Source organism: Pseudomonas mandelii (assembly GCF_900106065.1).
Taxonomy (GTDB): domain Bacteria; phylum Pseudomonadota; class Gammaproteobacteria; order Pseudomonadales; family Pseudomonadaceae; genus Aquipseudomonas; species Aquipseudomonas mandelii.
Genome location: NZ_LT629796.1, coordinates 4,817,908 through 4,844,556 on the forward strand (window position 1 = coordinate 4,817,908; position 26,649 = coordinate 4,844,556).

22 protein-coding genes are annotated in these 26,649 nt (G+C 58.8%); 12 read left to right on the forward strand and 10 right to left on the reverse strand.

Translation table 11 applies throughout. From position 1 onward, the window contains the following. The 4 genes from copC to BLU63_RS22345 all read right to left on the reverse strand — a co-directional run bounded on the left by copC (nt 1) and on the right by BLU63_RS22345 (nt 3,891). Complete coding sequence (copC, locus tag BLU63_RS22330) at nt 1-372, reverse strand: copper homeostasis periplasmic binding protein CopC (RefSeq protein WP_010456110.1); 372 nt, start codon at nt 370-372, stop codon at nt 1-3. A 56-nt stretch (nt 373-428) separates the two neighbouring features. Then, entirely contained in the window at nt 429-1,316 is an 888-nt protein-coding gene (locus BLU63_RS22335; protein ID WP_083376262.1) for a copper resistance protein B, read from the reverse strand. A 10-nt stretch (nt 1,317-1,326) separates the two neighbouring features. Further along, complete coding sequence (locus BLU63_RS22340) at nt 1,327-3,027, reverse strand: copper resistance system multicopper oxidase (RefSeq protein WP_077750258.1); 1,701 nt, start codon at nt 3,025-3,027, stop codon at nt 1,327-1,329. A 159-nt stretch (nt 3,028-3,186) separates the two neighbouring features. Further along, entirely contained in the window at nt 3,187-3,891 is a 705-nt protein-coding gene (locus BLU63_RS22345) for a murein L,D-transpeptidase catalytic domain family protein (RefSeq protein ID WP_010456104.1), read from the reverse strand. 81 nt (nt 3,892-3,972) lie between these two features. On the opposite strand from BLU63_RS22345, the gene BLU63_RS22350 reads away from it, so the two are divergent. Then, nucleotides 3,973-5,724, forward strand: coding sequence for a L,D-transpeptidase family protein (locus tag BLU63_RS22350; protein ID WP_083376263.1), 1,752 nt, complete (start codon nt 3,973-3,975; stop codon nt 5,722-5,724). A 71-nt stretch (nt 5,725-5,795) separates the two neighbouring features. On the opposite strand, the gene BLU63_RS22355 is transcribed toward BLU63_RS22350, so the two are convergent. Both BLU63_RS22355 and BLU63_RS22360 read right to left on the reverse strand, forming a co-directional pair. Then, complete coding sequence (locus BLU63_RS22355) at nt 5,796-6,263, reverse strand: hypothetical protein (RefSeq protein ID WP_077750256.1); 468 nt, start codon at nt 6,261-6,263, stop codon at nt 5,796-5,798. A 110-nt stretch (nt 6,264-6,373) separates the two neighbouring features. Then, nucleotides 6,374-7,222, reverse strand: a complete 849-nt coding sequence (locus BLU63_RS22360) for a LysR substrate-binding domain-containing protein (protein ID WP_083376264.1) — start codon at nt 7,220-7,222, stop codon at nt 6,374-6,376. A gap of 108 nt (nt 7,223-7,330) precedes the next feature. Here BLU63_RS22360 and BLU63_RS22365 point away from each other — a divergent pair, with 108 nt between their 5' ends. From BLU63_RS22365 to BLU63_RS22380, 4 genes are all read left to right on the forward strand, one after another. Beyond that, nucleotides 7,331-8,035, forward strand: a complete 705-nt coding sequence (locus tag BLU63_RS22365) for a haloacid dehalogenase type II (protein WP_077750254.1) — start codon at nt 7,331-7,333, stop codon at nt 8,033-8,035. Between the two features lie 20 nt (nt 8,036-8,055). After that, nucleotides 8,056-8,847: an aldolase gene (locus BLU63_RS22370; protein WP_083376265.1), complete on the forward strand. Its 792-nt coding sequence runs from the start codon at nt 8,056-8,058 to the stop codon at nt 8,845-8,847. 65 nt (nt 8,848-8,912) lie between these two features. Then, on the forward strand, nt 8,913-10,484 hold the full coding sequence (locus tag BLU63_RS22375; RefSeq protein ID WP_083376266.1) for a sensor domain-containing diguanylate cyclase: 1,572 nt from the start codon (nt 8,913-8,915) through the stop codon (nt 10,482-10,484). Nucleotides 10,485-10,625: 141 nt separating this feature from the next. Beyond that, nucleotides 10,626-12,032 (forward strand): DUF1254 domain-containing protein, encoded by a 1,407-nt coding sequence (locus BLU63_RS22380; protein ID WP_083376267.1) that lies wholly within the window; start codon nt 10,626-10,628, stop codon nt 12,030-12,032. 53 nt (nt 12,033-12,085) lie between these two features. On the opposite strand, the gene BLU63_RS22385 is transcribed toward BLU63_RS22380, so the two are convergent. Then, nucleotides 12,086-12,388: a hypothetical protein gene (locus BLU63_RS22385; protein ID WP_371859415.1), complete on the reverse strand. Its 303-nt coding sequence runs from the start codon at nt 12,386-12,388 to the stop codon at nt 12,086-12,088. Between the two features lie 420 nt (nt 12,389-12,808). Here BLU63_RS22385 and BLU63_RS22390 point away from each other — a divergent pair, with 420 nt between their 5' ends. From BLU63_RS22390 to BLU63_RS22400, 3 genes are all read left to right on the forward strand, one after another. Continuing rightward, nucleotides 12,809-15,379: a bifunctional diguanylate cyclase/phosphodiesterase gene (locus BLU63_RS22390; RefSeq protein WP_083376268.1), complete on the forward strand. Its 2,571-nt coding sequence runs from the start codon at nt 12,809-12,811 to the stop codon at nt 15,377-15,379. A gap of 97 nt (nt 15,380-15,476) precedes the next feature. After that, complete coding sequence (locus BLU63_RS22395) at nt 15,477-16,271, forward strand: exodeoxyribonuclease III (protein ID WP_083376269.1); 795 nt, start codon at nt 15,477-15,479, stop codon at nt 16,269-16,271. A gap of 111 nt (nt 16,272-16,382) precedes the next feature. Further along, nucleotides 16,383-17,210, forward strand: a complete 828-nt coding sequence (locus BLU63_RS22400) for an arylamine N-acetyltransferase family protein (RefSeq protein ID WP_083376270.1) — start codon at nt 16,383-16,385, stop codon at nt 17,208-17,210. A gap of 94 nt (nt 17,211-17,304) precedes the next feature. Here the strand turns inward: BLU63_RS22400 and BLU63_RS22405 are convergent, their stop codons facing one another. Together BLU63_RS22405 and BLU63_RS22410 are read right to left on the reverse strand one after the other, a co-directional pair. Then, nucleotides 17,305-17,637, reverse strand: coding sequence for a BrnA antitoxin family protein (locus BLU63_RS22405; RefSeq protein ID WP_010456079.1), 333 nt, complete (start codon nt 17,635-17,637; stop codon nt 17,305-17,307). 3 nt (nt 17,638-17,640) lie between these two features. Beyond that, nucleotides 17,641-17,922: a BrnT family toxin gene (locus BLU63_RS22410; RefSeq protein ID WP_083376271.1), complete on the reverse strand. Its 282-nt coding sequence runs from the start codon at nt 17,920-17,922 to the stop codon at nt 17,641-17,643. 254 nt (nt 17,923-18,176) lie between these two features. On the opposite strand from BLU63_RS22410, the gene BLU63_RS22415 reads away from it, so the two are divergent. Then, nucleotides 18,177-19,694 (forward strand): nucleobase:cation symporter-2 family protein, encoded by a 1,518-nt coding sequence (locus BLU63_RS22415; RefSeq protein ID WP_010456075.1) that lies wholly within the window; start codon nt 18,177-18,179, stop codon nt 19,692-19,694. 226 nt (nt 19,695-19,920) lie between these two features. Here the strand turns inward: BLU63_RS22415 and BLU63_RS22420 are convergent, their stop codons facing one another. Next, the gene (locus BLU63_RS22420; RefSeq protein ID WP_083376272.1) at nt 19,921-21,438 is read right to left on the reverse strand and encodes an efflux transporter outer membrane subunit; all 1,518 of its coding nucleotides are present in this window, start codon (nt 21,436-21,438) and stop codon (nt 19,921-19,923) included. Nucleotides 21,439-21,525: 87 nt separating this feature from the next. Here BLU63_RS22420 and BLU63_RS22425 point away from each other — a divergent pair, with 87 nt between their 5' ends. The 3 genes from BLU63_RS22425 (at nt 21,526) to BLU63_RS22435 (ending at nt 26,528) form a co-directional block, all read left to right on the forward strand. Next, nucleotides 21,526-22,146, forward strand: coding sequence for a TetR/AcrR family transcriptional regulator (locus BLU63_RS22425; protein ID WP_010456071.1), 621 nt, complete (start codon nt 21,526-21,528; stop codon nt 22,144-22,146). 177 nt (nt 22,147-22,323) lie between these two features. After that, nucleotides 22,324-23,445 carry an efflux RND transporter periplasmic adaptor subunit gene (locus BLU63_RS22430; RefSeq protein WP_083376273.1) on the forward strand — a complete coding sequence of 374 codons (1,122 nt, stop codon included), beginning with the start codon at nt 22,324-22,326 and terminating at the stop codon, nt 23,443-23,445. Continuing rightward, entirely contained in the window at nt 23,442-26,528 is a 3,087-nt protein-coding gene (locus BLU63_RS22435; protein WP_077750246.1) for an efflux RND transporter permease subunit, read from the forward strand. Before BLU63_RS22430 ends, BLU63_RS22435 begins: the two co-directional genes overlap by 4 nt. Nucleotides 26,529-26,649: the final 121 nt, after the last annotated feature.

Below are 26,649 nucleotides of genomic sequence, written 5' to 3' on the forward strand. Positions count from 1 at the left end.
TCACTTCACTTTGAACGTAACATTGCCGGTAATCGGGTGAGTGTCCGAAGACACCGCGCGCCATTCGACTTTGTAGGTGCCGATGGGCAGTGGCGAAAGCGGGGTGATGACCATGGTTTTCGGGTCGCCGCCGCCGGAGACTTTGGCTTTCATCGGCATGGGGGCGTGGGCCATGCCGGGCATTTCGGTCATGACCAGTTTCGCGCCGGAAAACTGGGTCATGAGATTTTCGGAAAAGTGCAGTTCGATTTTGGCGGGTGCTGCGCCGACTGCACCTTCAGCGGGGGTGGAGGACAGTAATTTCGGGTGGGCTTGAGCGAATGTGCTCAGCAGCAGTCCCAGGGCAACAACGGTGGTTTTGATCATGCGCATGCGAGGCCTCTTACCGTTTTCAACGGTTGGTTTTTGGTTTTTTTGAGTTGAAGCGTTTAAAACCACAGCCGAACGCCGAGGACCAGGCGCGCTTCACTGCGATCCTCACCTTCATCGTTGGCGTAATCGGCGGTTTTGCCGTAAGTGCGGTTCCAGGTCACGCCAATATAGGGCGCGAACTCCCGGCGGATTTCGTAGCGCAGCCGCAGGCCGGCCTCGGTGTTGGATAAGCCGGAGCCGATACCCCGCTGTGGATCGTTTTTGCCGTAAAAGTTGAGTTCGGCGGTCGGCTGCAGAATCAGCCGATTGGTCAACAGGATGTCGTAGTCGCCTTCCAGTCGTGCAGCGGTTTGGCCGCCCTCACCGATGAAGGCCGTGGCTTCGGTTTCAAAGTTGTAAAGCGCCATGCCTTGCACACCGAAGGCGGCCCAGGTTTGTGGGGCACCGGGTTTGAAATCCTGGCGCACGCCACTCACCACGTCCCACCATGGGGAGATCGCATGGCCCCACAGGGCCTGGATTTCGGCGTCTTCGGTCTTGCCGTTGGTGCGTTCGCCTTCGGAGCGCAGCCACAGGCGGTCGATGTCACCGCCGATCCAGCCTGACAGATCCCAGGCCAGGACGCTGCCGTTGTCCGCGTCCTGCCATTCGAGTTTGTCGGCAAGGAAATAATAGTTGAGTGCGGTGTCATGCACGCCGTGGCCGGTCGGGCTGGCATACACGGCGGCGCGGTCGGCGTCGGTCAGCGTCGGGATCGGCGTGCGGCTTTCAGTCGGTGCGGCGGGCTGCATCTGGCCGTCATCCATGCTTTGCATCTGGCTGTGGTCCATGCCGGTCATCTGGCTATGGTCCATACCCTGCATGTCGTCAGTGGCGGCCATTGCCGAAGAGAGCGTCAGGCCCGCGGTCACGAGTGCTAAAGATATTTGAGTCAATCGGGTCATGGGATGCGCCTCATTCTTCCACGCGAACTTCACGGAACATGCCCATTTCCATGTGGTACAGGAGATGGCAGTGATAGGCCCAGCGGCCGAGCGCATCGGCGGTGACCCGATAGCTGCGCCGGGAGCCGGGCGGCATGTCGATGGTGTGTTTGCGCACCATGAACTCGCCATTCTCGTCTTCGAGGTCGCTCCACATGCCGTGCAGGTGAATGGGATGGGTCATCATCGTGTCGTTGACCAGCACAATCCGGACGCGCTCGCCGTACTTGAGGCGCAGCGGCTCGGCGTCCGCGAATTTCACGCCGTTGAACGACCAGGCGAATTTCTCCATGTGGCCGGTGAGGTGCAGCTCAATGGTGCGGCCGGGTTCGCGGCCGTCCGGGTCTTCGAAGGTGCTGCGCAGGTCGGAATAGGTCAGGACTCGGCGTCCGTTGTTGCGCAGGCCCAGTCCGGGATCGTCGAGCTTGGGCGAGGTGGACATGGCTTGCATGTCCACCAGCGGGTTGTCCTTTTCCGTCTCTGGATGAGACTGCATGCCGGCCATGCTGCTGTGATCCATGCCTGCCATATCGCCCATGCTGCTGTGGTCCATGCCGCCCATGCCCATGTCATCCATGGTCACTAACGGTCGAGGGTCCAGGGCCGGGATCGGCGCCAACAAACCTGGCTTCGTTGCCAGCGTACCCCGTGCAAAACCCGTGCGATCCATCGATTGCGCGAACAGCGTGTAAGCCGCTTCGGTCGGCTCGACAATCACGTCAAACGTCTCTGCCACTGCGATGCGAAACTCGTCGACGCTCACCGGTTTGATGTGCAAACCGTCGGCTGCGACTACCGTCATTTTCAACCCGGGGATGCGCACGTCGAAGTAGCTCATGGCGGAGCCATTGATAAACCGCAGCCGCAGCTTCTCGCCGGGGCGGAATACACCGGTCCAGTTCATATCCGGCGCCTGGCCGTTCATCAGGTAGGTGTAAGTGGCGCCGCTGACGTCGGCGATGTCCGTGGGGTTCATCTTCATCTCGGCCCACATCGTTCGATCCGCGACGGTGGCTCCCCAACCTTTTTCGCTGACGTCATGGATGAAATCACCCACGGTACGCTTGTTGTAGTTGTAGTAATCCGACTGCTTTTTCAGCGTCTTCATCAGGCCGACGGCGGTTTCGTCGGTCCAGTCGGTCAGCATCACCACGTAATCGCGGTCGTACTGGAATGGCTCTGGCTCCTTGGCATCGATGACCAGCGGGCCGTAAACGCCGGACTGTTCCTGAAAGCCCGAATGGCTGTGATACCAGTAGGTGCCATTCTGCCGGACTGTGAATTGGTAGACGTACAGGCCGCCCGGTTCGATGCCGTGAAAACTCAGGCCCGGTACGCCGTCCATGTTGGCCGGCAGCAAGATGCCGTGCCAGTGAATGGACGTGTCGACTTTGAGCTTGTTCCTCACCCGCAACGTCACCGTGTCGCCTTCGCGCCAGCGCAGCAGCGGGCCGGGAATGCCGCCGTTGATGGCCATGGCGGTGCGCGGGTTGCCGGTGATGTTGACCGGGGTTTCGCCGATCGACAGATCGAAGTCGATGCCCGTCAACACCTGAGGTTCGCCAGGGCTGGTGATTGCCCAGACCGGCGTGCGCCATAAGCCGAGGCCGCCCAGCAGTCCGCCTGCGGCCAGCCCTTTCACGAAGGTGCGTCTTGTAGTGTTGGAATGCATGCCGTTGTGTTCCCTGTCCGTCAGCTTGGAGCTAGCTTGACGATGAGGCTAACGAGCGGTGCCTTTCAGAAGGCTGAGGCTGAGATTACAGTTTTGACAGTTTCACCGATGTAGGCGCGGTGAAGCAGGAGGGAGGCGCCACTGGACGGGCGCCTATTCTTAAAGGTGTTTTTTTGGCGCGGATGTATCAGCCACCGTGCCGCTGCCACAATTGATATACGAAGAAGACTTCAACCAACGCTGATCCGGATAGTAGGAAAACAACAGTTGGCCTCCCTTCATCGAATCAATCAGCCGACGAGCAACCGCGGGTCTGACCGCCGGGCAGCCGAGGCTTCTGCCAATACGTCCATTCGCACGGGCCAGGACCGGACTCACATAAGGCGCGCCATGAATCACGATGGCCCGGTCAAACGCGTTGTCATTGAAACCCGGCTCCAGGCCTTCCATGCGTAGCGAGTAACCGTTCTGTCCGACATAGCTCTGCTGGGTGCGATACAACCCGAGGCTGGTGGCGAAGCTTTCATTCTGGTTGGAGAAGTTGACGGCCATGTTTTCGCCGCTATTGCGTCCATGGGCGACCAGTTCATGAAACAGCAACTTGCGCTTCTTTAAATCGAACACCCATAGACGTTGCTCGGTCGAAGGCAGCGAATAATCAATAACCGCAAGTCTTTGGACAGGCGCTTTGCCCTGAGCGATGCTGCATTGCGAGGCGCGAACGGCGAGGTTGATGACGTTGGCGTTAGCTTTCGGGGCCGCTTTGATGAGGGCGGCCGCGAGCGAATCGGCGTAGGCTGACGGTACGGACATTGCAGTCAGTAGCAGGGCCGAGAATAGATAGCCAAAACGTAGTGGCGCCATACAGATGTCTCATCATGTTAAGTTCGAGTCTAGCAGTGCGTTGCCAGCCGGGCGTTGAATGCGGGGGATTAAGGATTATTCATGGTGCTTTTAACAAGGTTATTCGTCATAAGCCGCGTATTTTTTATGGGCTTTCTGATAAGCGGCACAGCACTTGGGCAAACGTCGTCGATTGAGCCGCTAAATGCGCCTACCTCCATTATCGAGGCTGGAGCGGATGATAACGTCGGTCAAGCGATTCAGGCCACGCTTGAACCGCTGAAAACCGCTTTTCCGCCGCTGCTGACCGCACCACGCAATCGTCGAGTGGATGTCAGCCGTCTGGTCATGGATTTTTATACCCATCGTGCCTATCGCGCGGCGTGGACCAATGACAGCGATGTCGCGCAATTGATCGCCAGCCTGAACGCGACTGAGGCCGACGGCTTGACCCCGGCGGACTTTCATATCGATGAATTGGTCCGGTCGCAAACCACGATGCATACGACACCGGTGACGCCCGAGCAGCGGGCGGCTTTCGATTTGGCGACCACGCATACGTTTATCACCGCGCTGCTGCAGTTGCGGCGGGGCAAGGTCGACCCTTCGCGGCTCGACATTCACTGGAATTTTGATTCGAATGGCGTCGATCCACGTGACGACTTCAATGCTTTCTTCGCCGCACTCGACAATCACGACGTGGCCAAGGCTTTTGCCCAGGCACCGCCGCAAGAAGCGGTGTACGTCGGTTTGCGTCAGGCCCTGGCGCAATTGCGTGGCATTCGGGACCGGGGCGGCTGGCCGAAAGTGATTGTCGACCATTCGCTCAAACCCGGCATGGACGAACCGGCGGTCGCGCAATTGCGCGCGAGGATGGTCGCGGCCGGTTTTCTCGATCCGCGATTGATCCACGGCACCGAGTACGACGGCGCCGTCACCGCCGCGGTGAAAAAGTATCAGAACGAGCAATACCTGAGTGCGGACGGCATGGCAGGGGCGACAACACTGGCAGCGCTGAACGTGCCCGTTGATGCGCGCATCGACCAGGTCCGCGTGAACATGGAGCGTGCACGTTGGCTGCTCTACAAACTCCAGGGCACATTCGTCATCGTCGATATCGCCGGCTACAAGGTGGCGATGTACCGCGATGGCGTGCCGATCTGGCGATCCCGGGTGCAGGTCGGTAAAGCGGCGCGCAATACGCCAGTCTTCCAGGCGCAGATTACCTACATCACGTTTAACCCGACCTGGACAGTGCCGCCGACGATCCTCAAGGAGGACGTGTTGCCGAAGATCCAGAGCAACCCCGGCTACCTCGCCGCCAATCGCATTCGAGTGCTTGATCGCGAAGGCAATGTGCTCGATCCATCGAGTGTGGACTGGACCAACCCACGCGGCCTCACGTTGCGCCAGGACGCCGGGCCTGACAGTTCGCTGGGCCGGGTGGTAATCCGCTTTCCCAACGACTATGCGATTTACCTCCACGACACACCGCACCGCGAGTTGTTTGCCAAAACCATCCGCGCGACCAGCTCGGGCTGCATTCGGGTAGAGAATCCGCTGCAGCTTGTGGAATTGTTGTTCAACGACCCGGTCCGGTGGAACAGTGAAGGTATTCAAAAGCAGTTAGCCAGCGGCAAGACCGAGAACATTCGGCTTCCGGTGAAAGTGCCGGTGTTGCTGGCGTACTGGACCGTGGATTTGGGCAGCGACGGGCGAGTGGCGTTCAAGCCTGATGTGTATGGCTACGATGCGCCGGTGTTGCGGGCGCTGAATCGGCCGTCGCCGATGCCAGTGCTGGATTTGCATTCGGCGGTGGGATCGGTGGTGGCGGCGGGACCGGCGCGGCAGTAGGGGATTGGACTTGATAGTAAGTCCGTCCCCTTTCCGGTGTGGGTGATCTGTCTTCGTTGTTCGTCTGGGTGTTAAAGCTGCAGACCTTCCTGCACCACCGAAAGTAAATTGTTCTCCGTCAACGCAACCGCATCCAGTTGCTGTCCGGCCTGCTCAATCACCTGCAACCACCAATGTGTCTCGCCATCCGCGTCCACTGTGCGCAACAGCGCGAGTTCTTTGCCCGTCGAGTGAATCTCGACACGCCCAGCGCCATCTTCAGTGAAGCGCGCAACAGGGTCGAAGGTAATGCCGTGCTCATTGCCTTCGATCAGAAGCTGGTCGATCGCGTAATCGAAAGTCGCACCCTCTGAATCGCACTCGAAGACATGTGTCGGATTGCGTCGCAGAATCAGGCCTACCTCAGTCAGCGGCTTCAGCCACGCCTCGATCTGCTCATACAACTCGTAGACTTGGCCGGGCCAACTGTCGATCATCTGATCTGCGCTGGTAGACCGGGTCTGTTTCAACTTCGCCGCGAGTTCGTCTGCCTTACTCATTTCGATTCCCTGTCGTGATGTAAGAGTAATCGTAGCTCCTTCACTGCTATCCGCGCTTTGCCCTGCGTCATGTCAGCGACACAAGCGTGACAAATCATTTCTATTCACACTCAATTGCCCAAGACCGCCAACTCCTCCCGCAAAAACTCCACCAAATCCCGCTGCAACCCGGTCAACGCGCCCTCGCGGCTGATCAACGCCAGCTCCGTCGGTGGCAACTCCGGCAGATCGGTGCACACGCTGTGTTCCGGCAACACCGCCGAAGCCGGCAGCACGGACACCCCCAGCCCCGAAGCGACTGCCGCCTGGATACCGGTCAAGCTATGGCTGCCAAACGCCACGCGCCAGGGGCGCTGTGCCACGTCCAGCAAGCGGATTGCCCGCTGCCGATAAATGCACCCTTGCGGAAACAACGCCAATGGCAACACGCCGTTGGCCGAGTCCACCCCCGCGCCTTTGACCCACACCAGCACTTCCGGCCACGCCGCCCAGCACGGTCCGCTGTCCGGTTCGCGTTTGACCAAGGCGATGTCGATCTCACCCGATGCGAGTTTCTGCTTCAGATCCGTGCTCATGCCGCTGACGGTTTCCAGCCGGGCGTGCGGGCGGGCGCGATTGAAACCGGCAAGGATCAGCGCCATACGCCGCGCATCAAAGTCCTCCGGTACGCCGATGCGCAGGATCTCCAGATCCAGGTCGCTGGCCAAGGCTTCAACGGCTTCAGAGGACAGGGCCAACAAGCGTCGGGCATAGTGAATCAGCAGTTCGCCATGCTCGGTGACGGTGACGTTCTGACCAGTTCGGTCACGCAGGAGCAGGGGATGACCGACCAATACTTCCAGCTTGCGAACCTGTTGGCTCACCGTGGATTGGGTTCGATGCACGCGTTCGGCGGCACGGGTGAAGCTGCCTTCATCGACCACGCAGACGAAGGTCTTGAGCAATTCAAGATCAAGCATGGCGATCTCCTTGATATTTGATTTTCTACTGACTAATCGACATTAATTTAATTTCACACTATCACTAGCGGCTCGTAATCTGAAGATCACCCTTCAGAGGATACAAACATGACACTCGAAAATACCCCGCGTCCCGAATGGCTAACCTTCGATTGTTACGGCACGTTGATCCAGTGGGATGAAGGCCTCAAGGCCGTGGTCGCCGACATCCTGCACGACAAGGGCGACCACAGCGTTGAAGCCGATCGCCTCATCGAGGTCTACGACCGGCATGAACATCGGCTGGAGCAGACTCCACCGCATCGCTCGTTTCGCCAACTGAGCACGCTCGGGTTGCAGCTCGCCCTGGAGGAGTTGGGGCTGACGAGTCGGCCCGAAGACAGTCAGCGGTTGGCCGGCGCGATTCCGCGGATGCCGCCGTTCCCTGAGGTGATCGAGACCCTCGCGAAACTCAAGGCAATGGGTTTCAAACTGTGCATCGTCTCCAACACCGACGACGACATCATCGCCGGCAACGTCGCGCAACTCGGGGGGCATATCGATCGAGTCATCACTGCGCAACAGGCCGGGGCGTACAAGCCGAATCCGCGCCTGTTTGACTACGCTCATGAGCAGCTCGGTGTCAGTCGAGATCAAGTAGTGCACATCTGCGCCAGCCCGACACTGGATCACACCGCCGCCCGAGACATGCACTTTCGTTGTGTATGGATTGACCGTGGCACCGGTCGGCAATTGCTGCCGGATTACCGACCCGATGAGATATTGAGCACGCTGGATCAGGTCGTGCCTTTATTCACATCCCTCGGCTGGTAACAAAACACGGAGACCTCGTCATGGCACACACCCTTGCAGGCGGTTCGCGTTCCGCGCGTTATGCCGATCTCAACCTCGATTCACATGCCGTCATCACCGCCCGCACCGAGTTGGCTGCGTGTTTTCAACTGGTCGCGCTGCATGGCCTGGAGGAGGGCATCTGTAACCATTTTTCGGCGATGGTGCCGGGCCGGGATGATCTGTTTTTTGTGAATCCCTACGGGTACGCATTCGCCGAGGTGACGGCGCAGAATCTGCTGGTGTGCGACTTCCACGGCAATGTCGTGGACGGCGAAGGACAGCCCGAGGCGACCGCGTTTTACATCCATGCCCGACTGCACAAACAGCTGCCGAGGGTGAAAGTGGCGTTCCACACTCACATGCCTCACGCCACGGCGTTGTGCTTGCTGCAAGGTCCGCCGCTGCTGTGGTTGGGCCAGACGGCGCTGAAATTTTACGGCCGCACGGCGGTGGACGAAAACTACAACGGCCTGGCCCTCGATGAATCCGAAGGCGACCGGATCGCCAGTGTCATGGGCAACGCTGACATCCTGTTCCTCAAGAACCATGGGGTGATTGTCGCCGGGCCGACCATCGCCGAAGCCTGGGATGATTTGTACTACCTGGAGCGTGCCGCGCAAGTGCAACTGATGGCCATGGCGACCCAGCGCGAACTCAAGCCGGTGCCCCACGACATTGCCCGGCGGGCCTACGAGCAAATGCGCCTGGGCGATGCCGAAAGTGCTCGGGCGCATTTGCACAGTGCGATGCGGCGGCTGGCCAAAGGACAATTGCCCCACACTAGCGGGTAGACTAAGCTCACAAAAATTAAGGGCTTTGGGCCTTTGCCCATGCCTTGCCCTTACAGGACGAGCTTTTGCCTATCCTCACTCAAGACCCGCAGCAAACTCCTGGCGGCGCTTTGAAACGGTTATCTCTGCTCAAGGCAGCGGTGCTGTTTATCGCGACGGTGTGCCTGTGTCTCTGTGGTCTGCTTTATCTGCAACTGGAGCAATCGCGGCGCCACGCGCTGGACGTGGCGCAAGTCGCGTCTTCGAACCTGGCTCGCGCCATGGCACAGCAGGCCGAAGACACTTTCATGAAGGCCGACCTGGTGTTGACCAGTCTGGTGGACTGGATTCAGGTCGATGGCTACGGCGCGGCCCAAAAGCCACGGTTGCAGAAAACCTTTGCCCGGCGGGCGCAGGCGCTCGACCAATTGCACGGGATATTTCTGTTCGACAAGCAAGGGCAGTGGGTCGTGACGTCGTTCGATGATTTGACCCGCGGTCCGGGCGTGTCGGATCGAGAGTACTTCACGTTCCACCAGCAGAACGCATCCACCCTCGCGCACATCGGGCCGGCACTTCGCAGTCGGGAAAATGGAGAGTGGATCATTCCGGTGTCCAAACGGGTGAACGACAAGAACGGCAACTTCCAGGGCGTGGTGTTGGCCGGAATCAAAATGGCCTATTTCGATCAGTTCTTCAAAAGCTTCAGCATCGATGACAACGGCTCGATGTTTTTGGCGCTGACCGACGGCACGTTGCTGGCGCGAAGGCCATTTGTGGAATCACAGATCGGCACATCCCTGGCCAAGGGCGAAATCTTTCATAAACTCTTGCCCAACGCGCCCGCCGGCAACGCGATGATCAGCTCGGTGATCGATGGGGTTGTACGTTTGTATGGCTACCGTCAACTCGACGCCTATCCGCTGGTGGTCTCGGCGGCATCGTCCAGGGATTCGATTCTCAAGGATTGGTACGACACCGCATTTCAGTCCTGCGTCATCGTTGCCCTGGTGGTGCTGGGTGTCGGTCTGTTCGGTTGGGTGTTCGTTCGCCAGGTGCGCGTCGGCGTGCGGGTCGAGGCCGATTTGCGCAAGGCCAAGGAAGCACTGAAGCTGATCGCGACTCATGACAGCCTGACGGGCCTGGCCAATCGCCGACTGTTCGAGCAGGCGCTGGACATCGAGTTTGGCCGAGGCGCCCGGCAGTCGAGTTCGCTGAGCCTGATCATGCTCGATATCGATTACTTCAAACGCTACAACGATGCTTACGGCCATGTCGCAGGGGACCACTGCCTGGCGGAAGTGGCGCGTGCGGTCAAGGGTTGCTGCCACCGCAAAGCAGACCTGGCGGTGCGTTATGGCGGCGAGGAGTTTGCGGTGCTGCTGCCTGACACCGACATTCACGGTGCGTTGGTGATTGCCGAACAGATCCGCCGCAGCGTCATGGACAAGAACATCAACCACAACGGTTCACCCACGGGATATGTGACGGTCAGTCTTGGCTGTTACGCGTTCGTGCCGACCGGGCGAGACAGCATCGAACTGTTCATCGAACGAGCGGATGCGGCGCTTTATCAGGCCAAGCATTCGGGTCGAAACCGTTCGGCCGTGTTGTCGCTTGAGGGCGGTGTGGAGGCGTTGATGCGCTCCGATCGTTAAGCATTGGTTGCAGTTGTTGCAGCTGTGCAACAGTCGCTCGTCCGTCGGTCTCCCTGTCAGATCCAGTTGTTTTGATCGTCTAGAGTGTCCGTAGCTCTGCCGAACCCGGCAGACCTCCCCATTGCACGGACGATCGCCGAAATGTTGATACCTCAAGCATTGACAGCCGTTGCTCTAACCCTGGCAGCCTGTGCTGTCTTTCCGCTGGCCAGCCAGGCTCAATCGAAAATCACGCAGCAAGAAGCTCACGCCATCGGCGTGGATGCCTACCTGTATTTTTACCCGCTGTTGACCATGGATCTTACCCGCAAGCAGTTCACCAACATCGAACCCGGCAAAGAGTTTGGCAAGGGCCCGATGAACATGTTTGTGAGTGTGCCGCAGTACCCGCCCGCAGATTTCAAGGGAGTGGTGCGGTCGAACTTCGACACCCTGTACTCCATCGCCTGGCTCGACTTGACCCAGGAGCCGCTGGTGATTAGTGCACCGGACACCGCCGGGCGATTTTACTTGTTGCCGATGCTTGATATGTGGAGCGATGTCTTTGCCTCGCCAGGTTGGCGCACGACAGGTACAGAGGCCAGTCAGTTTCTGGTGACGCCGCCGGGATGGACCGGAACGGTGCCGCCCGGATTGAATCATTTACCCGCCCCCACACCTTTTGTCTGGGTCATTGGTCGCACCAAGACCGACGGAGTTGCGGACTACGCTGCGGTGCATAAGATTCAGGCGGGCTATACCGTGACGCCGTTGTCGCGGCTAGGCGAAAAGGTTGAACCGATCAAGGTGCACATCGACCCGGCGGTGGACATGAAGACGCCGCCAAAAATTCAGATCGATACGATGTCAGCGGCCGATTACTTCGTCTACGCCGCCGCGCTGCTCAAAGTGCATCCGCCCCACATCACCGATCAGCCGATACTGGCGCAAATGCAGCGCATTGGTATCGAGGCCGGCAAGCCGTTTAATTTCGATGCAATCGATCCCGATGTCCAGGCGGCACTTCAAACCGTGCCCCAGGAAGCTCAGGCGCTGATGAAGTGGAAGGTTGCAACCCTCGCGCGCGTGGTCAACGGTTGGTCGATGAATACCGACACCATGGGCGTCTATGGTAACTACTACCTTAAACGCGCCATCGTTGCGCAAGTCGGGCTCGGCGCCAACCTGCCAGAGGATGCGATTTATCCGTTAAATATCGGCGATGACAAAGGCAGGCCGCTCGACGGTTCTAACAAGTACGTGCTGCATTTCGACAAGGGAGAGGTACCGCCCGTAAGTGCTTTCTGGTCGATCACCCTGTACGACTCTGAAGGGTTCCAGGTCGGCAACGAACTCAACCGTTTTGCGGTCAGCAGTTGGATGCCGTTCAAGACCAATGCGGATCAATCGTTGGATATTTACTTCCAGAACGAAAGTCCCGGAAAGGAACTTGAAGCCAATTGGCTGCCCGCGCCAAAAGGTCCGTTCAACTTGACGATGCGCTTGTACGGACCCAAGCCCGAGGCGCTTAACGGTAAGTGGGAGCCACCCCCCGTCAAGCGGCTATGAAGGTGTCGTATGAAAGCAGGCCGCGATGTTCATCACGGCCTGCTTTTATGCGTTCAGCTGCCTGTTCCACCTCCAGCCCCACCGGTACCACCGCCGGCAGCACCGGTGCCGCCGCCCGCGCCGGAACCTGAACCGCTGGCCCCACCGCTGGTGCCGGTACCGGAGCCACCTCCCGAATCCGTACTGTTTCCGGAGGAGGGCGAGCCGGGGGTGTTATCGGGCGGCATGGTCGAACCGCTGGTAGCGCCGGATTTCGTACCGGTCGCATCAGCACCATCGCCGGATGCCGCAAAGGTGGCCGCCGAAGCGACGCTCAGCAATCCGGCCAGAAAAATCGAAGTCATTTTGAGGTTCATCAGGGTACGTCTCCAAAGATGAGTCGTTACCTGATGTTGGTGTGAAGGGTGGGGCGGTTGGTGCCGGTTGGATGACGAGTGGTGGAGCCGATCGACGAGCGTGATCACCGTCTTCGCGAACTGGCTCGTACCCGCAGTCGTTTTGCAGGTATCAGAGAGGGCTGTATCCGTTCAGCTTCTTCTCAAGACTCTCCCGCACCTACGGCCATTTCTCATCAATGATGCTGGACCGTAGCGAGTGCGTGTTCGGCCATCCGGCATGATCCGTTCGTGGCGCACGGTGCCTCTCAGTTGCAGGTTGACGTGTGACGCGCGCCCTCCCAAGGTAGCGGCTGCCGATTGGCAATAGTCGTGGCGCGATGTTGGACCCTGGCTGCTATGGTCAATGGACGCAGGCAATCGATTGACAGGATCCCATGCATGGAATTGACCGCCACGACCGCCGCCGCACCAGCGCGCCATACACCGATCACACGGAACCTGGTCTGGTCTGTCGGGCTGGTATTTGTATTGGGGGTGCTGATTGCTCTGGTTGCGTTGTTCAACATTGCCGGCCGGCTCGATGCCCAGGACTTGGCCAAGACCACGTTCTACACCCAGCGCGCGCTGGAAAACCGCATCTCAGCCTCGAAAAACTACGTTGCCAGTTATGCAAACTGGACCACGGCCTACGATCATTTGAATGGCGAAGTTGACGCGCAGTGGGCTTACGTTGAGCAGAACATGGGCAAAACCCTGTTCACCCTGGATCATTACGACGGCGTTTTTGTGGTCGACCCTCAGCGAACCAAATACGCCGTGGTGCGCGGCCTTCAGGTCCAGGGCGACGCGGCGGCCTGGCTGTCGATAGCGATGGCAGCACTGATCGAGGAGGTGCAGGGCCAGGAAAGCCTGCTTGCCCCCATCAGCCGGTTCACGCTCTTCGAGGGGCAGCCCGCGCTATTGACGGCGGCGGCGATCGTGCCCAATGACGAAAGACCGGCGGTCGATCCCCAAAGCACGTCGGTGCTGGTATTCGTCGATCAATTGAGTTCGGAGAAGCTCAGCGCCTTGAGTGCCGACTATGGTTTGCATGACTTGAGCCTCGCACCTGACAACACCCTCGCTCCCGGTCAGCCTGCGGTCGGACTCACGGGCACCGGTTATAGTTTGGTCTCGCAGCTCGAGCAGCCAGGCCATCAGCTGCTTTGGTCACTGCTGCCGCCACTGGGCGGCGCGCTGTTGATTCTCGCGTTGTTGACGGCTTACTTCTTTCGTTATGTGTTGCGCACGTCCGGGCACGTGGATGCCAGTTACATCAAACTCGATTTGTCGAACCAGGCGCTGGAGGCCAGTGAAGAACGTTTTCGTGCAGTGGCCGAGGCCGCGTCTGACTGGATATGGGAAATCGATGACCAGCATCGCATCACGTATCTGTCGGGGCGTTTTGGCGCCGTCACCGGGTTTTCCGATCAGCAATGGCTGGGGCAGGGCATCGAGCAGTTGTTGTATTGCGACACTACGCCCTTGTCGCTGTGGCTGAACAAGCTCGACGAAGAGCACAGCGTCAGTCACCTGCGTTGCTCCTATCGCGAACAGTCGGGGCAGCAACGGATCAGTCGGGTATCGGCGCGACCGATCCTCAGCAAAGGCGCGGTGGTGGGTTACCGCGGCACGGCCAGTGACATCACCGATGAAGTCGCCGCCCATGCGCAGATCCAGCATCTGTCGTTGCACGACGCGCTGACTGGCCTGCCCAATCGCAACAAGCTGGCGCGCTACCTCGAAGACGCTTTGGTGCTGAAGGAGCATTCGGCGCCGCTGACGTTGTTGATGATCGACCTGGACAACTTCAAGCCGATCAATGATTCCCTCGGCCACCCGGCGGGCGATGCGGTGTTGCTGGAGGTGGCTACCCGTTTGCGTGAGTGCACGCGGGACATTGACCTGGTCGCCCGACTGGGCGGCGACGAGTTTGTGCTGGTACTCAATGGAATGGACATCCACACGGAAATCGACCGCATATGCGAACGTATCCTCCAAAGCCTGCACCAGCCGATCCACTATGACCATCACGCGCTGCACATCGGTGCGAGCATCGGTATCGCCTTGAGCCGGCGTCAGGGGCACATGCCGGAGGAGTTGATTCGATGTGCCGACATCGCGCTGTATCAGGCCAAATCTGACGGCAAGAAAACCTGGTGCTACTTTGCGCCGCACATGAACGACCAGATCCAGCATCGCCGCAAACTCGAAAACGACCTGCGTCAGGCGATCAAGAACAATGAGTTCGTGATGCACTATCAGCCTCGTTATCACGTCGATGGCAAGCAGATCGTCTCGGTCGAAGCGTTGCTGCGCTGGCAGCATCCTGTGCAGGGGTTGCTGGGGCCCGACTCGTTTATTCCATTGGCCGAACAGACCGATCTGATCGTGCCCTTGGGGCGCTGGGTTTTACGTGAGGCGTGCGAGACGGCACTGACCTGGCCGGGTGAGCTGATGGTTTCGGTCAACCTGTCGCCCGTGCAGTTTGTTCGCAGTGACGTGGTGGAGGATGTCAGGGAGGCGTTGATCCAGAGTCGTTTGCCGGCCAGTCGACTGGAGCTGGAGATCACCGAAAACGTGATGCTCAACGATGTCGACGGCGCGCTCGCGACCATGAACTCGCTGAAGGAGCTGGGCGTGCGACTGAACATGGACGACTTTGGCACCGGTTATTCGTCGCTGGGTTATCTGCGCACGTATCCGTTCGACGGGATCAAGATCGACAAGCGCTTCATCTCGTCCATGAGCGGCACCGGTAACGACCGTGCGGTGGTGCAGGCGATCATCAACCTGGGCAAGGCCATGGGGCTGACGGTGACCGCAGAGGGCGTCGAGACCCTGGAACAACTGGACTTCCTTATCTCGGACGAGTGCCATGAGGTGCAGGGTTTCTACCTCAGCCGGCCGATGGAAAACCAGGCGCTGCTGCCATTGCTCAAGGCATCGCGTGATGAGCATCCTTTGTGAGGGGGACCTTTAGTCGCCTGCTTCAGTTGTCGTCGCAACTGCCATGGCGCACTCCGGTCACAACTGGATATCGTCCATCCGTTGCGAGCCCCGGCCTATGAAAAACCTGAAAATCGCCACTTTCAACGTCAACGGCATGCGTGCCCGGCTGCCGAATTTGCTGGCCTGGCTTGAGCGAGAAAAACCGGACATTGCCTGTTTGCAGGAGCTCAAGTCGGTCGACAGCGCATTCCCGGCCGCCGAGCTTGAGGCCATTGGCTACGGCGCTATCTGGCAAGGCCAGTCGTCGTGGAACGGGGTGGCGATTCTGGCCCGTGATGCGCTGCCTTTGGAGAGTCGGCGCGGTCTGCCGGGAGATGACACCGACACGCACAGTCGCTACCTGGAAGCTGCGGTGCACGGGATTCTGGTGGGCTGCCTGTATTTGCCCAACGGCAATCCGCAACCCGGGCCGAAGTTCGACTACAAACTGGCGTGGTTCGAACGGCTGATCGCCTATGCCAAGGACCTGCAAAGCAGCGAGCATCCGGTGGTGCTGGCCGGCGACTACAACGTGGTGCCCACCGACCTGGACATCTATAACCCGCGCTCGTGGCTCAAGGACGCGTTGCTGCAACCGGAAAGTCGCGAGTGTTACCAGCGTTTGCTGGATCAGGGCTGGACCGATTCCCTGCGTCATCTGTACCCGGAGGATCGGCTCTACACCTTCTGGGATTATTTCCGCCAGCACTGGCAGAAGAACTCGGGGTTGCGCATCGATCACTTGCTACTCAACCCGGCGCTGAGCCCCTATCTGCACGAGGCTGGGGTCGATGCCTGGGTGCGCAACGAGCCGCACGCCAGCGACCATGCGCCGACGTGGATTCGCTTGAGTTCGCGCAAACAGCGTTGATGTTCAGAGGGTGGGCGATTGGCTAAATCAATTGTCAGTCGAACCGCTTTTTCCCTTATACATGGCGCCCATCGGCGGAGAGATCCGCGGCCCCTGCATAAGGACCGAGCAATGAGCGAACCACGCCTGACGAACCGTGCGGCATACCTGCAGCGCCTGGGTTACGACGCGCCCCCGGAGCCGACCCTGGACACCTTGCGCCAACTCCAGTTGCGCCACACTGGGGCCTTCCCGTTTGAAAACCTCACCACGCTGTCCGGCGAGCCGGTACGCATCGACCTGCCATCCATCGAGCGGAAAATCCTGCGTGAGGGGCGCGGCGGTTACTGCTACGAGCTCAACTACGCGTTTCTAGCCTTGCTTCAGGAATTGGGTTTTGACGCATGCGGCATTACCGGCCGAGTCGTCATGGGTCAGCCCGAAGGCGCCTGGACTGCCCGCACGCACCGCTTGAGCCTGGTCACGCTGGACGGCGTGCGCTACATCACCGACGTCGGCTTCGGCGGCATGGTGCCGACCGTACCGCTCCTGCTCGACAACGATGCGGCACAACTCACGCCCCACGATCCGTATCGCATCGAGCGCCATGCAGACGGCTACACCCTTCGCGCCAACGTCGGCGGCGAGTGGCGGCCAATGTACATTTTCGATCTGCAACGCCAGGAAGACATCGACTACGTCCTCGGCAACTGGTACGTCTCGACCCATCCGGAATCGTCGTTTACCAAGCAACTGTTGGTCGCGCGCACCGGGGATGGCTGGAGGCGCACGTTGAACAACGGCAGTTTTGCGATTCATCGGGTGGGCGCCGAGAGCGAACGGCGGCAGGTTGCAGATGTGGAGGAGTTGATCGGGTTGCTGGAGGGGGAGTTCGGGATTCGCGTGCCGGAGCATGCGGGGTTGCGGCAGGTGCTTGGGCGGTTGATTCAGGTGACATAGCCATCGTCCCGAGAGGGCAGATTCAAAACATCTGCCCTTTTTCTTTGCGTGGGGCAGGCTCCGTTCCCCCCTTGGGTCTTGAAACGGCACACCCTCAAGGCTCAATCACACGATGGATCTCGCTCAAGACCTCTGAGAGTTTTTTCTCCAGGCTCTTCAGTTCGGATGCAGTAACGCCTTCTCTGAAATGCCCGCCATTCGCCACCGTGGCGTACTGATCGTGCGCGGTGGTTTTTTCCTTGGTGTTGAGCAGCGCCTGGCGCAGCGTGTTGTTGATCACTGTTTGGTAGCCATACCCCTCGCTCTCCGCCATGGCGCGTGCTGCTTCGATGACGACATCATCGAGCATGATGGTAATTCGGGTTTTGCCTTTGCTGGAGGCAACTGCTCCACGCTTGGCGTTGCTGAAGTCGTATTCGTCTTTCATCGTTCAATTCTCCAAATAACGACGGCGCTCGTTTTTGCTGGCGAGGCGCGCGGAAATGATTCGTACGAAATTCGGTTCGCGATAGGTGTACGCAACGACCAGCGAGCGAGCTTTGGCATCCATGCTCATGACGATCCACCGTTGTTCATCGTGATGGTTGTCCCGAATCGTCAGTGCTCGTTCGTCGTAAAACACCGGTTCTGTTTCGGCGAGGCTGATGCCGCGATGCTTTAATTTGTTGGCTGCGTTTTTTGCCTTGTGATACTGAATTTCGAATGACTTCATTATGCATACTTTATATGTATAAGCGAGGGGCGTCCGTGCCGGAGGTCGCTTGGAATGCAAAAGACTAGCGGGCAGGGGAGCAGGCAGATGAAGGATGTATTTCAAGATTTTTGGAGGGGAAAGTCGCGCAGCTAAAGGGCGACATGGACATGTGTCCATTATCTGACTGGTGAGTTGTATACAACTCTATAGACATTTGTCCTGACTCTTGCATACAGTGTGCGCATAACAAAAAACCAGGGAACCCCCCAACCATGAAAACGCCCCATGTTTCACACCAACGGCCTGAGGACGAAAACCTCGGGGTCGGCGCGAATATGGCTTACGGCCTGCAACATGTTCTGACCATGTACGGCGGCATCGTCGCGGTGCCTTTGATCATCGGCCAGGCGGCCGGGCTTTCGCCGGCGGACATCGGTTTGTTGATTGCTGCTTCATTGTTTGCGGGGGGCTTGGCGACATTGCTGCAGACCCTCGGTTTACCGTTTTTCGGGTGTCAGTTGCCGCTGGTACAGGGCGTGTCCTTCTCCGGTGTCGCGACGATGGTGGCGATTGTCAGCAGCGGCGGGGAGGGCGGCTTTCAGTCAATTCTCGGGGCGGTAATTGCCGCGTCGTTGATCGGATTACTGATCACGCCGGTGTTCTCGCGAATCACCAAGTTCTTCCCGCCGCTGGTGACGGGCATCGTGATCACCACCATCGGCTTGACGCTCATGCCGGTGGCTGCACGCTGGGCCATGGGCGGCAATAGCCATGCCCCGGACTTCGGCAGCATGGCCAACATCGGTCTGGCGGCGGTGACGCTGGTTTTGGTGCTGCTGCTGAGCAAGATTGGCAGCGCGACCATCTCCCGTTTGTCGATCCTGCTGGCGATGGTCATCGGCACGATCCTCGCGGTGTTCCTTGGCATGGCGGACTTCTCGTCGGTCACGCAAGGCCCGATGTTCGGCTTCCCGACCCCGTTCCACTTCGGCATGCCAACCTTCCATTTTGCCGCGATCCTGTCGATGTGCATCGTGGTCATGGTGACCCTGGTGGAAACCTCGGCGGACATCCTTGCTGTCGGTGAAATCATCGACACCAAGGTCGACTCCAAACGCCTGGGCAACGGCCTGCGCGCCGACATGCTGTCGAGCATGATCGCGCCGATCTTCGGCTCCTTCACCCAAAGCGCCTTCGCCCAGAACGTCGGGCTGGTGGCCGTGACCGGCATCAAGAGTCGTTTCGTGGTCGCCACCGGCGGCTTGTTCCTGGTGATACTCGGTCTGCTGCCGTTCATGGGCCGGGTCATCGCCGCAGTACCGACCTCGGTACTGGGTGGCGCTGGCATCGTGCTGTTCGGCACCGTCGCAGCCAGTGGCATTCGCACGCTGTCCAAGGTTGATTACCGCAACAACGTCAACCTGATCATCGTCGCCACCTCCATCGGCTTCGGCATGATCCCGATCGCCGCGCCGAATTTCTACGACCACTTCCCAAGTTGGTTCGCGACCATCTTCCACTCGGGCATCAGCTCCTCGGCGATCATGGCCATCGTGCTCAACCTGGCCTTCAACCACCTCACTGCCGGTAACTCGGATCAGCAATCGGTGTTCGCGGCCGGTACCGAGCGGGTTCTTCGATATCAGGATCTGGCAGCGTTGCGTGAAGGGGATTACTTCAGCGAAGGTAAACTGCGTGACTGCGACGGGAACGAGATTCCGGTGGTGGAAGCGGCCCATGAATCGAGCGAGCATCGAGCGGCTCATGCTAAAAGCAGTGAGCATGTCTGACGGCGGCACCTGCTAACCAGGCCGATCTGTTGAATAGACAGATCGGCCTTTTGCTTTTCCAGCGGCCACAAAAAAGCCCCTGAACCTTTCGATTCAGGGGCTTTTCGATATTGCTGTCTGGCTCACGACCTGGACTCGAACAGAAAAATAAGCATTTGTTCTACAATGAAATTATTCTGCTTTTTAGTAGATATATCCCTACGATTATCCTAATCCAGCCCGTATTTTATTGGAGTTCTTTCGATATCCCTGGATCAGGAAAAAACATTCGAGTTTCCGCTCTTTTTGAGACAACGCGAGCATCTGAATCATCTCGCTGCCAACCGCCACCCAAGGCTTTGAACGTGGCCACTGCAGCGCGAGCCGATTCAGTTTGTGCCTGGGCTCTGCCATCAGATGCCGCTAGGAGATGTTCATCGGCATCCAGCACTTCGATCAAGCTGACCACGCCTTTTTCATAGGCGGCAAACGATGTCGCTCTGGCTTTCGCATACGCCGACTCGCCCTGGGCGAGCTGGGTCGATTGTTGCTCGCGTTTGATCCGTGCCGAAACAGCGCTTTCCACATCTTCGCAGGCCCGCAGAACGGACTGGCGGTAAGCGGCCAAGGCTTCGGCTTCCTGGCCCTTTGCCAAATCAATCTGGGCGTTGATGCGGCCAAAATCGAACAGCCGCCAGCGTAAACCCAGTGCCGCCGAAGCTTGACTGGCGCCGTTGCTGAACAGGTTTGCGCTGGATACCGACGTAGCACTGCCGAGCAGCGCAGCCACAGACAGTTTGGGGTAGTACTCGGACATGGCTTCGCCGATGCGCGCGCTGGATGCCGCAAGACGGCGCTCCGCGACGATCAAGTCTGGACGCCGACGCAGCAGGTCGGCTGGAGCGCCCATGTCCGAGAGGTCTGGCACCTCAGGGATGGGCGCCAGCTTAGTCAACTGCGCACTGTAAGTGCCGGGCGCCTTGCCCAACATGACATCCAGCGCATTCATTGCCGTGTCAATGCCTGCTTGCAGTACCGGCACGGTGGCCTGCGCTTGGTTCAGCGCGCCCTGGGTCTGGTTCAACTGCAGTTCAGCCGCCAGGCCTTTTGCGTAGAGATGTTCGATGGTGGTGAGCAGTTGTTGTCGTGTGTCTACTTGCTGCCGGGCAATTTCCAGACGTGCTTGCAGGCCACGGATGCTGATGTAAAGGTCGGCTGTTTGCGCGACCACTGCCAGGCGTGTGGCAATTGCTCCGGCTTGCGAGGCCTGATAATCGGCGAAGGCTGCTTCTTTACCTCGGCGCAGCCCGCCAAACACATCCAGCTCCCAGCCGGCATTCAAGTTCGCCTCATAGGCGCTGCCGTAGCGATTATAGGAAGGGGCTGAATTCAGCACTTGGCCCAACGGCGTCTCCAATGACTGACGGGCTCGGGCCGCCTGACCATTGACGGTAGCCGACGGCAGGAGGGCTGCGTTAGCTGCGCCCAAACCGGCGCGAGCCTGCTCGATCCTTGCGTTTGCCTGGGCTAAATCGAGGTTCTGTTCAAGTGCTCGATTTATCAGTTGACTGAGTATCGGGTCATTAAATGCATTCCACCAAGCGGCGAGATCGGCATTTGCAGCGTCCACTTGCCGTGCCTTGGACGTTTGCGCCGAGAAATGCTCGGGCAATTCCACGCGGGGTTCTGAGTAGTCGGGGCCCACTGAGCAACCTGCAACCATACCCAAACACAGTAAGACGGCGAAACGAGGAGGAGGGTGCATGCGATGCCTGCGAAAGGGTCGATTTGTGACGATATTACAATTTGGTCACAAGTTGTCAACCACCTTTGGGATGAGTAAGCTGCTCGCATGAATCAGCCATCAGTTTCTTCGCCCAGCGCCCGTGGCCCAGCCGATCACGACATTCGAGACCAGATTGTTGCGGCGGCCAACGAACATTTCAGTCAATACGGTTATGGCAAAACAACAGTTTCTGACCTAGCCAAGGCCATCGGCTTTTCCAAGGCTTACATCTACAAATTCTTTGAATCCAAGCAGGCGATTGGTGAAGCAATCTGTACAAATTGCCTGACTGAAATCGTTGCGGCAGTGGAGCAAGCCATCAATGTAGACGGCATCTCCCCGACTGAACGTTTTCGGCGCCTGGTCAAAACCTTAATCGCTACAGGTGTGAGCCTGTTCTTTAACGACCGTAAACTCTACGACATCGCAGCGTTCTCCGCGTCGGAGCGATGGCCCAGCTCACAAGTCTATGACGCTCAGATTAAGAGCTTCGTGTTGCAAATCGTGCGTGAGGGGCGAGAGCTCGGCGAGTTTGAACGCAAGACTCCGCTGGACGAGACGGTAGAGTCGATTCATCTCGCTCTGCGGCCTTTCATGAATCCTCTGCTATTGCAGTACAACCTCGATTTTGTTGAAGAAGCCCCTTCTCTCATCTCCAATCTTGTTCTGCGCAGCCTGATGCCTTAAACCTCTGCTGACGGATGCGCTGCGCATCCGTATCAGCGTGTGCGCCTGAAAAAACTAGATATCGAGCCTCTTTGCTCTGCTCTGATCAAGTGGGCGATGTTCATTCGTCTCGGTAGTGACTATTGACAGAAATGGTCACTTGAATAAGCATGATGCATCCGCTACCGAGAGGTCTTTATGATCCAGCGCCACCGCATGTCAGCCATTTTCATTGTTTTGTTGCCGTTTGCCCTAGCGGCCTGCAACGAGGCCACGCCTGCCGATCCTCGCCTTCAAACGCCCTTGGTGCGCATCGGCGTGGTTCAACCCTCCGCGCCTGCGGCACGGGTATTCACCGGTATCGTCGCGGCCCGAGTTCAGAGCGACCTCGGTTTTCGGGTGCCAGGGAAGGTCTTGGAGCGTTTGGTGGATGCTGGACAGAGTGTCAAGCGCGGGCAGCCCCTTATGCGAATCGATGCCAACGACCTGACGCTGACCGCGCGGGCACAGAAGGAAGCGGTACTGGCCGCCATGGCCCGAGCTCGGCAGGCCTCCGATGACGAGCTTCGCTACCGTGATCTGGTGTCCGTCGGAGCGGTATCTGCTTCAGCTTATGCAGGGTTCAAAGCAGCTGCCGACTCGGCGATAGCCCAACTCAACGCTGCCCAGGCCCAGGCTGATGTGGCGAAAAACGCGACCGGTTATTCGACGTTGCTGGCGGATGCTGACGGGGTGGTAGTGGATACCTTGGCGGAGCCGGGGCAGGTAGTTGGCGCAGGGCAGGTGGTGGTACGCGTTGCCCATTCAGGGCAGCGCGAGGCGGTGATCCAGTTGCCCGAGACGTTACGTCCTGCGCTGGGCTCGGCGGCGAGGGTTGAGCTGTACGGCCAGCACCAGACTGCAGGTAATGCGCGGTTACGCCAGTTGTCCGACTCTGCCGACCGACAGACCCGAACGTTTGAAGCGCGTTATGTGCTGGAGGGGGCGCTCTCCAACGCCACCCTGGGTTCGACGATCTCAGTGGTTATCGCTGACACGGATGTTGCTGATGCCAAGGAATTACAGGTGCCCATGGGGGCCCTCTACGACGCCGGTAAAGGCCCTGGGGTCTGGGTGGTTGGCGGGGAACCTGAGCAGGTGGCATGGCGCCCGATCAAGGTTCGTGGCCTGAATAATGAGGCCAGCGTGCGCGTGACGGGTGATCTGCAGGTGGGTGATCGTGTTGTCGCATTGGGTGCTCACTTGCTGAGCGAGGGAGAGAAGGTCAGGACTGAACTCGCCGATGCTCCGCAAAATTCAGTGGTTGAGGTAAGTCGATGAGCGGCTTCAATCTTTCGGCGCTGGCCGTACGCGAGCGCTCAATCACGCTGTTTTTGATCCTGCTGATTTCTGTGGGGGGGTTGTACGCCTTCTTCAAACTGGGGCGTGCGGAAGATCCCGCATTCACCATTAAACAAATGACGGTAGTCACTGCCTGGCCTGGGGCGACGGCCCAGGAGATGCAAGACCAGGTGGTAGAAAAGCTGGAAAAACGCATGCAGGAGCTGCGTTGGTACGATCGGACCGAGACCTTTACCCGGCCCGGTTTGGCATTCACTACGGTGTACCTGCTCGACAGCACGCCGCCCTCAGCGGTCCAGGAGGAGTTTTACCAGGCGCGCAAGAAAATTCTGGATGAGCAGAAGGGGTTGCCGTCTGGGGTGATCGGCCCGATGGTCAACGATGAGTATTCCGATGTCACCTTCGCGCTCTATGCGCTCAAGGCCAAGGGCGAGCCGCAACGTCTATTGGTGCGCGAAGCCGAGAGCTTGCGCCAGCGTTTGCTGCATGTAGCGGGTGTGAAGAAGGTCAACATCATCGGTGAACAGGCCGAGCGCGTTTTTGTCGAGCTGTCCTACGAGCGTCTGGCGACACTGGGCATTTCTGCACGAGACATCTTCAGTGCGCTGAACACGCAAAACATGATAACGCCGGCCGGTTCGGTCGAAGCGAAGGGGCCCCAGGTTTTCATCCGGCTGGATGGCGCGTTTGATGACCTGCAGAAGATTCGCGATACCCCGCTGACAGTGCAGGGCAGAACCCTCAAGTTGTCCGATGTGGCGGAGGTCAAGCGCGGTTATGAGGACCCCGCGACATTCCTGGTACGCAACAACGGCGAGCCGGCACTGTTGCTCGGCGTGGTCATGCGCGATGGCTGGAACGGCCTGGATTTGGGGAAGTCGCTGGATGCTGAGGCAACAGCGATCAATGAGCAGATGCCTTTGGGCATGAGCCTGACCAAGGTCACGGATCAGGCGGTGAATATTGGCGCATCCGTCAACGAGTTCATGGTGAAGTTTTTTGCTGCCTTGGGCGTGGTGCTGCTGGTGTGTTTTCTCAGCATGGGCTGGCGTGTCGGCGTTGTGGTTGCCGCAGCGGTGCCGCTGACTCTGGCGGCCGTGTTCATTGTCATGGCGGCCACGGGCAAAGACTTCGATCGAATTACCCTGGGCTCGTTGATTCTGGCGCTGGGGCTGCTGGTGGACGATGCAATCATTGCCATTGAAATGATGGTGGTGAAGATGGAAGAGGGCTACGACCGAATCAAGGCCTCCGCTTATGCCTGGAGCCACACGGCCGCGCCGATGTTGTCGGGGACGTTGGTGACGGCGATCGGCTTTATGCCCAACGGTTTTGCCAAGTCGACCGCTGGTGAGTACACCGCGAACATGTTCTGGATCGTTGGCATTGCGCTGATCACTTCCTGGGTGGTGGCCGTGGTGTTTACCCCTTACCTGGGCGTCAAACTGCTGCCGCAGATCAAGGTGCCTGAAGGCGGGCATACGGCGATTTACGGTACACCGAACTACCAGCGTTTCAGGCGCCTGCTGGGCAGTGTGATCCGCCGCAAAGGCCTGGTGGCGACATCCGTCGTGGGCTTGTTTGTTGTTGCGATTCTGGGCATGGGCGTGGTCAAGAAGCAGTTCTTTCCAACATCCGACCGACCTGAGGTGCTGGTTGAGGTGCAGATGCCTTACGGCACCTCTATCGAACAGACTGATGTGGCGGCGGCCAAGGTCGAGGCGTGGTTGGCTCAGCAGCCGGAAGCCAAGATCGTCACCGCTTACATTGGACAGGGCGCGCCACGCTTCTATTTGGCGATGGCCCCTGAGCTACCCGATCCATCCTTCGCAAAAATCGTCGTCCTGACGGCGAATCAGCAAGAGCGTGAGGCGCTCAAGATTCGGCTCAGGCAAGCCACGGCCGATGGTTTGGCGCCTGAAGCCCGCGTGCGGGTGACGCAGTTGGTATTTGGTCCTTACTCACCGTATCCGGTGGCCTTTCGGGTGATGGGCGCCGACCCCGCAGTGTTGCGGGATATCGCCGCGCAGGTGCGTGAGGTCATGACTGCCAGCCCCATGATGAGAACCGTCAACACCGACTTGGGCGAGCGCGTGCCGGCACTTCATCTCACGCTGGATCAGGATCGCCTGCAAGCATTCGGCTTGACCTCGACCGATGTCGCGCAACAGCTGCAATTTCTGCTCACGGGGGTGCCTGTCACCGAGGTGCGTGAGGACATTCGTTCGGTTCAGGTGGTCGCTCGCTCCGCTGGTGAGACGCGTCTGGATCCATCGAAAATTGCCGCCTTCACGCTGAACGGCGTCCAAGGCCAGCGCGTTTCGCTGTCCCAGGTAGGGGCGGTGGATGTGCGCATGGAAGAGCCCATCCTGCGACGTCGTGATCGTACGCCGACAATAACCGTGCGCGGTGACGTGGCTGAAGGTCTTCAGCCTCCCGATGTCTCCAACGCCTTGATAACGCAGTTGCAACCTATCATCGAAAAGCTGCCGGCGGGCTACCGCATTGAGTTTGCCGGCGCGATCGAGGAGTCGGGTAAAGCAAACAAGGCATTGCTGCCGTTGTTCCCGATCATGATCGCGCTGATGTTGCTGACCATCATCATTCAGGTGCGCTCGATGTCGGCAATGATGATGGTGTTCGCCACCGCCCCTTTGGGCCTGATTGGTGTGGTGCCAATTCTGCTGCTGTTCCAGCAGCCGTTCGGGATCAACGCCTTGGTGGGATTGATTGCCTTGTCAGGGATTCTGATGCGCAACACGCTGATCCTCATTGGCCAGATTCACTCTAATAAGCAAGCCGGACTGTCGCCTTATGACGCAGTGGTCGAAGCCACTGTGCAGCGTGCACGGCCAGTGATTCTCACGGCGTTGGCGGCGATGCTGGCGTTCATTCCGCTGACCCATTCGGTGTTCTGGGGAACGCTGGCCTACACCCTGATTGGCGGTACGTTTGCTGGCACCGTGCTGACCCTGGTGTTCCTGCCAGCGATGTACGCCCTCTGGTTCAAGATCAAGCCTGAGCCCGCGCATGAGCTTGCAGCGAACACTCATGTTGCTTGATACCTGCGTGTCTGGATCGTCTCAAAAAGGAAAATCGATATGAGCTCGTTGGCCCAGATTACTTAGCAGTTTGATCCCGCTGCGCCCTTCGTGGCTCCGGCCAACTGGCTCCAGGGAAGAA

Excerpts from the sequence above, each read along its gene's own strand:
- copC (WP_010456110.1), bottom strand. The coding sequence starts at position 372 with ATGCGCATGATCAAAACCACCGTTGTTGCCCTGGGACTGCTGCTGAGC.
- BLU63_RS22335 (WP_083376262.1), bottom strand. The coding sequence starts at position 1,316 with ATGACCCGATTGACTCAAATATCTTTAGCACTCGTGACCGCGGGCCTG.
- BLU63_RS22340 (WP_077750258.1), bottom strand. The coding sequence starts at position 3,027 with ATGCATTCCAACACTACAAGACGCACCTTCGTGAAAGGGCTGGCCGCA.
- BLU63_RS22345 (WP_010456104.1), bottom strand. The coding sequence starts at position 3,891 with ATGGCGCCACTACGTTTTGGCTATCTATTCTCGGCCCTGCTACTGACT.
- BLU63_RS22350 (WP_083376263.1), top strand. The coding sequence starts at position 3,973 with ATGGTGCTTTTAACAAGGTTATTCGTCATAAGCCGCGTATTTTTTATG.
- BLU63_RS22355 (WP_077750256.1), bottom strand. The coding sequence starts at position 6,263 with ATGAGTAAGGCAGACGAACTCGCGGCGAAGTTGAAACAGACCCGGTCT.
- BLU63_RS22360 (WP_083376264.1), bottom strand. The coding sequence starts at position 7,222 with ATGCTTGATCTTGAATTGCTCAAGACCTTCGTCTGCGTGGTCGATGAA.
- BLU63_RS22365 (WP_077750254.1), top strand. The coding sequence starts at position 7,331 with ATGACACTCGAAAATACCCCGCGTCCCGAATGGCTAACCTTCGATTGT.
- BLU63_RS22370 (WP_083376265.1), top strand. The coding sequence starts at position 8,056 with ATGGCACACACCCTTGCAGGCGGTTCGCGTTCCGCGCGTTATGCCGAT.
- BLU63_RS22380 (WP_083376267.1), top strand. The coding sequence starts at position 10,626 with ATGTTGATACCTCAAGCATTGACAGCCGTTGCTCTAACCCTGGCAGCC.
- BLU63_RS22385 (WP_371859415.1), bottom strand. The coding sequence starts at position 12,388 with ATGAACCTCAAAATGACTTCGATTTTTCTGGCCGGATTGCTGAGCGTC.
- BLU63_RS22390 (WP_083376268.1), top strand. The coding sequence starts at position 12,809 with ATGGAATTGACCGCCACGACCGCCGCCGCACCAGCGCGCCATACACCG.
- BLU63_RS22395 (WP_083376269.1), top strand. The coding sequence starts at position 15,477 with ATGAAAAACCTGAAAATCGCCACTTTCAACGTCAACGGCATGCGTGCC.
- BLU63_RS22400 (WP_083376270.1), top strand. The coding sequence starts at position 16,383 with ATGAGCGAACCACGCCTGACGAACCGTGCGGCATACCTGCAGCGCCTG.
- BLU63_RS22405 (WP_010456079.1), bottom strand. The coding sequence starts at position 17,637 with ATGAAAGACGAATACGACTTCAGCAACGCCAAGCGTGGAGCAGTTGCC.
- BLU63_RS22410 (WP_083376271.1), bottom strand. The coding sequence starts at position 17,922 with ATGAAGTCATTCGAAATTCAGTATCACAAGGCAAAAAACGCAGCCAAC.
- BLU63_RS22415 (WP_010456075.1), top strand. The coding sequence starts at position 18,177 with ATGAAAACGCCCCATGTTTCACACCAACGGCCTGAGGACGAAAACCTC.
- BLU63_RS22420 (WP_083376272.1), bottom strand. The coding sequence starts at position 21,438 with ATGCACCCTCCTCCTCGTTTCGCCGTCTTACTGTGTTTGGGTATGGTT.
- BLU63_RS22425 (WP_010456071.1), top strand. The coding sequence starts at position 21,526 with ATGAATCAGCCATCAGTTTCTTCGCCCAGCGCCCGTGGCCCAGCCGAT.
- BLU63_RS22430 (WP_083376273.1), top strand. The coding sequence starts at position 22,324 with ATGATCCAGCGCCACCGCATGTCAGCCATTTTCATTGTTTTGTTGCCG.
- BLU63_RS22435 (WP_077750246.1), top strand. The coding sequence starts at position 23,442 with ATGAGCGGCTTCAATCTTTCGGCGCTGGCCGTACGCGAGCGCTCAATC.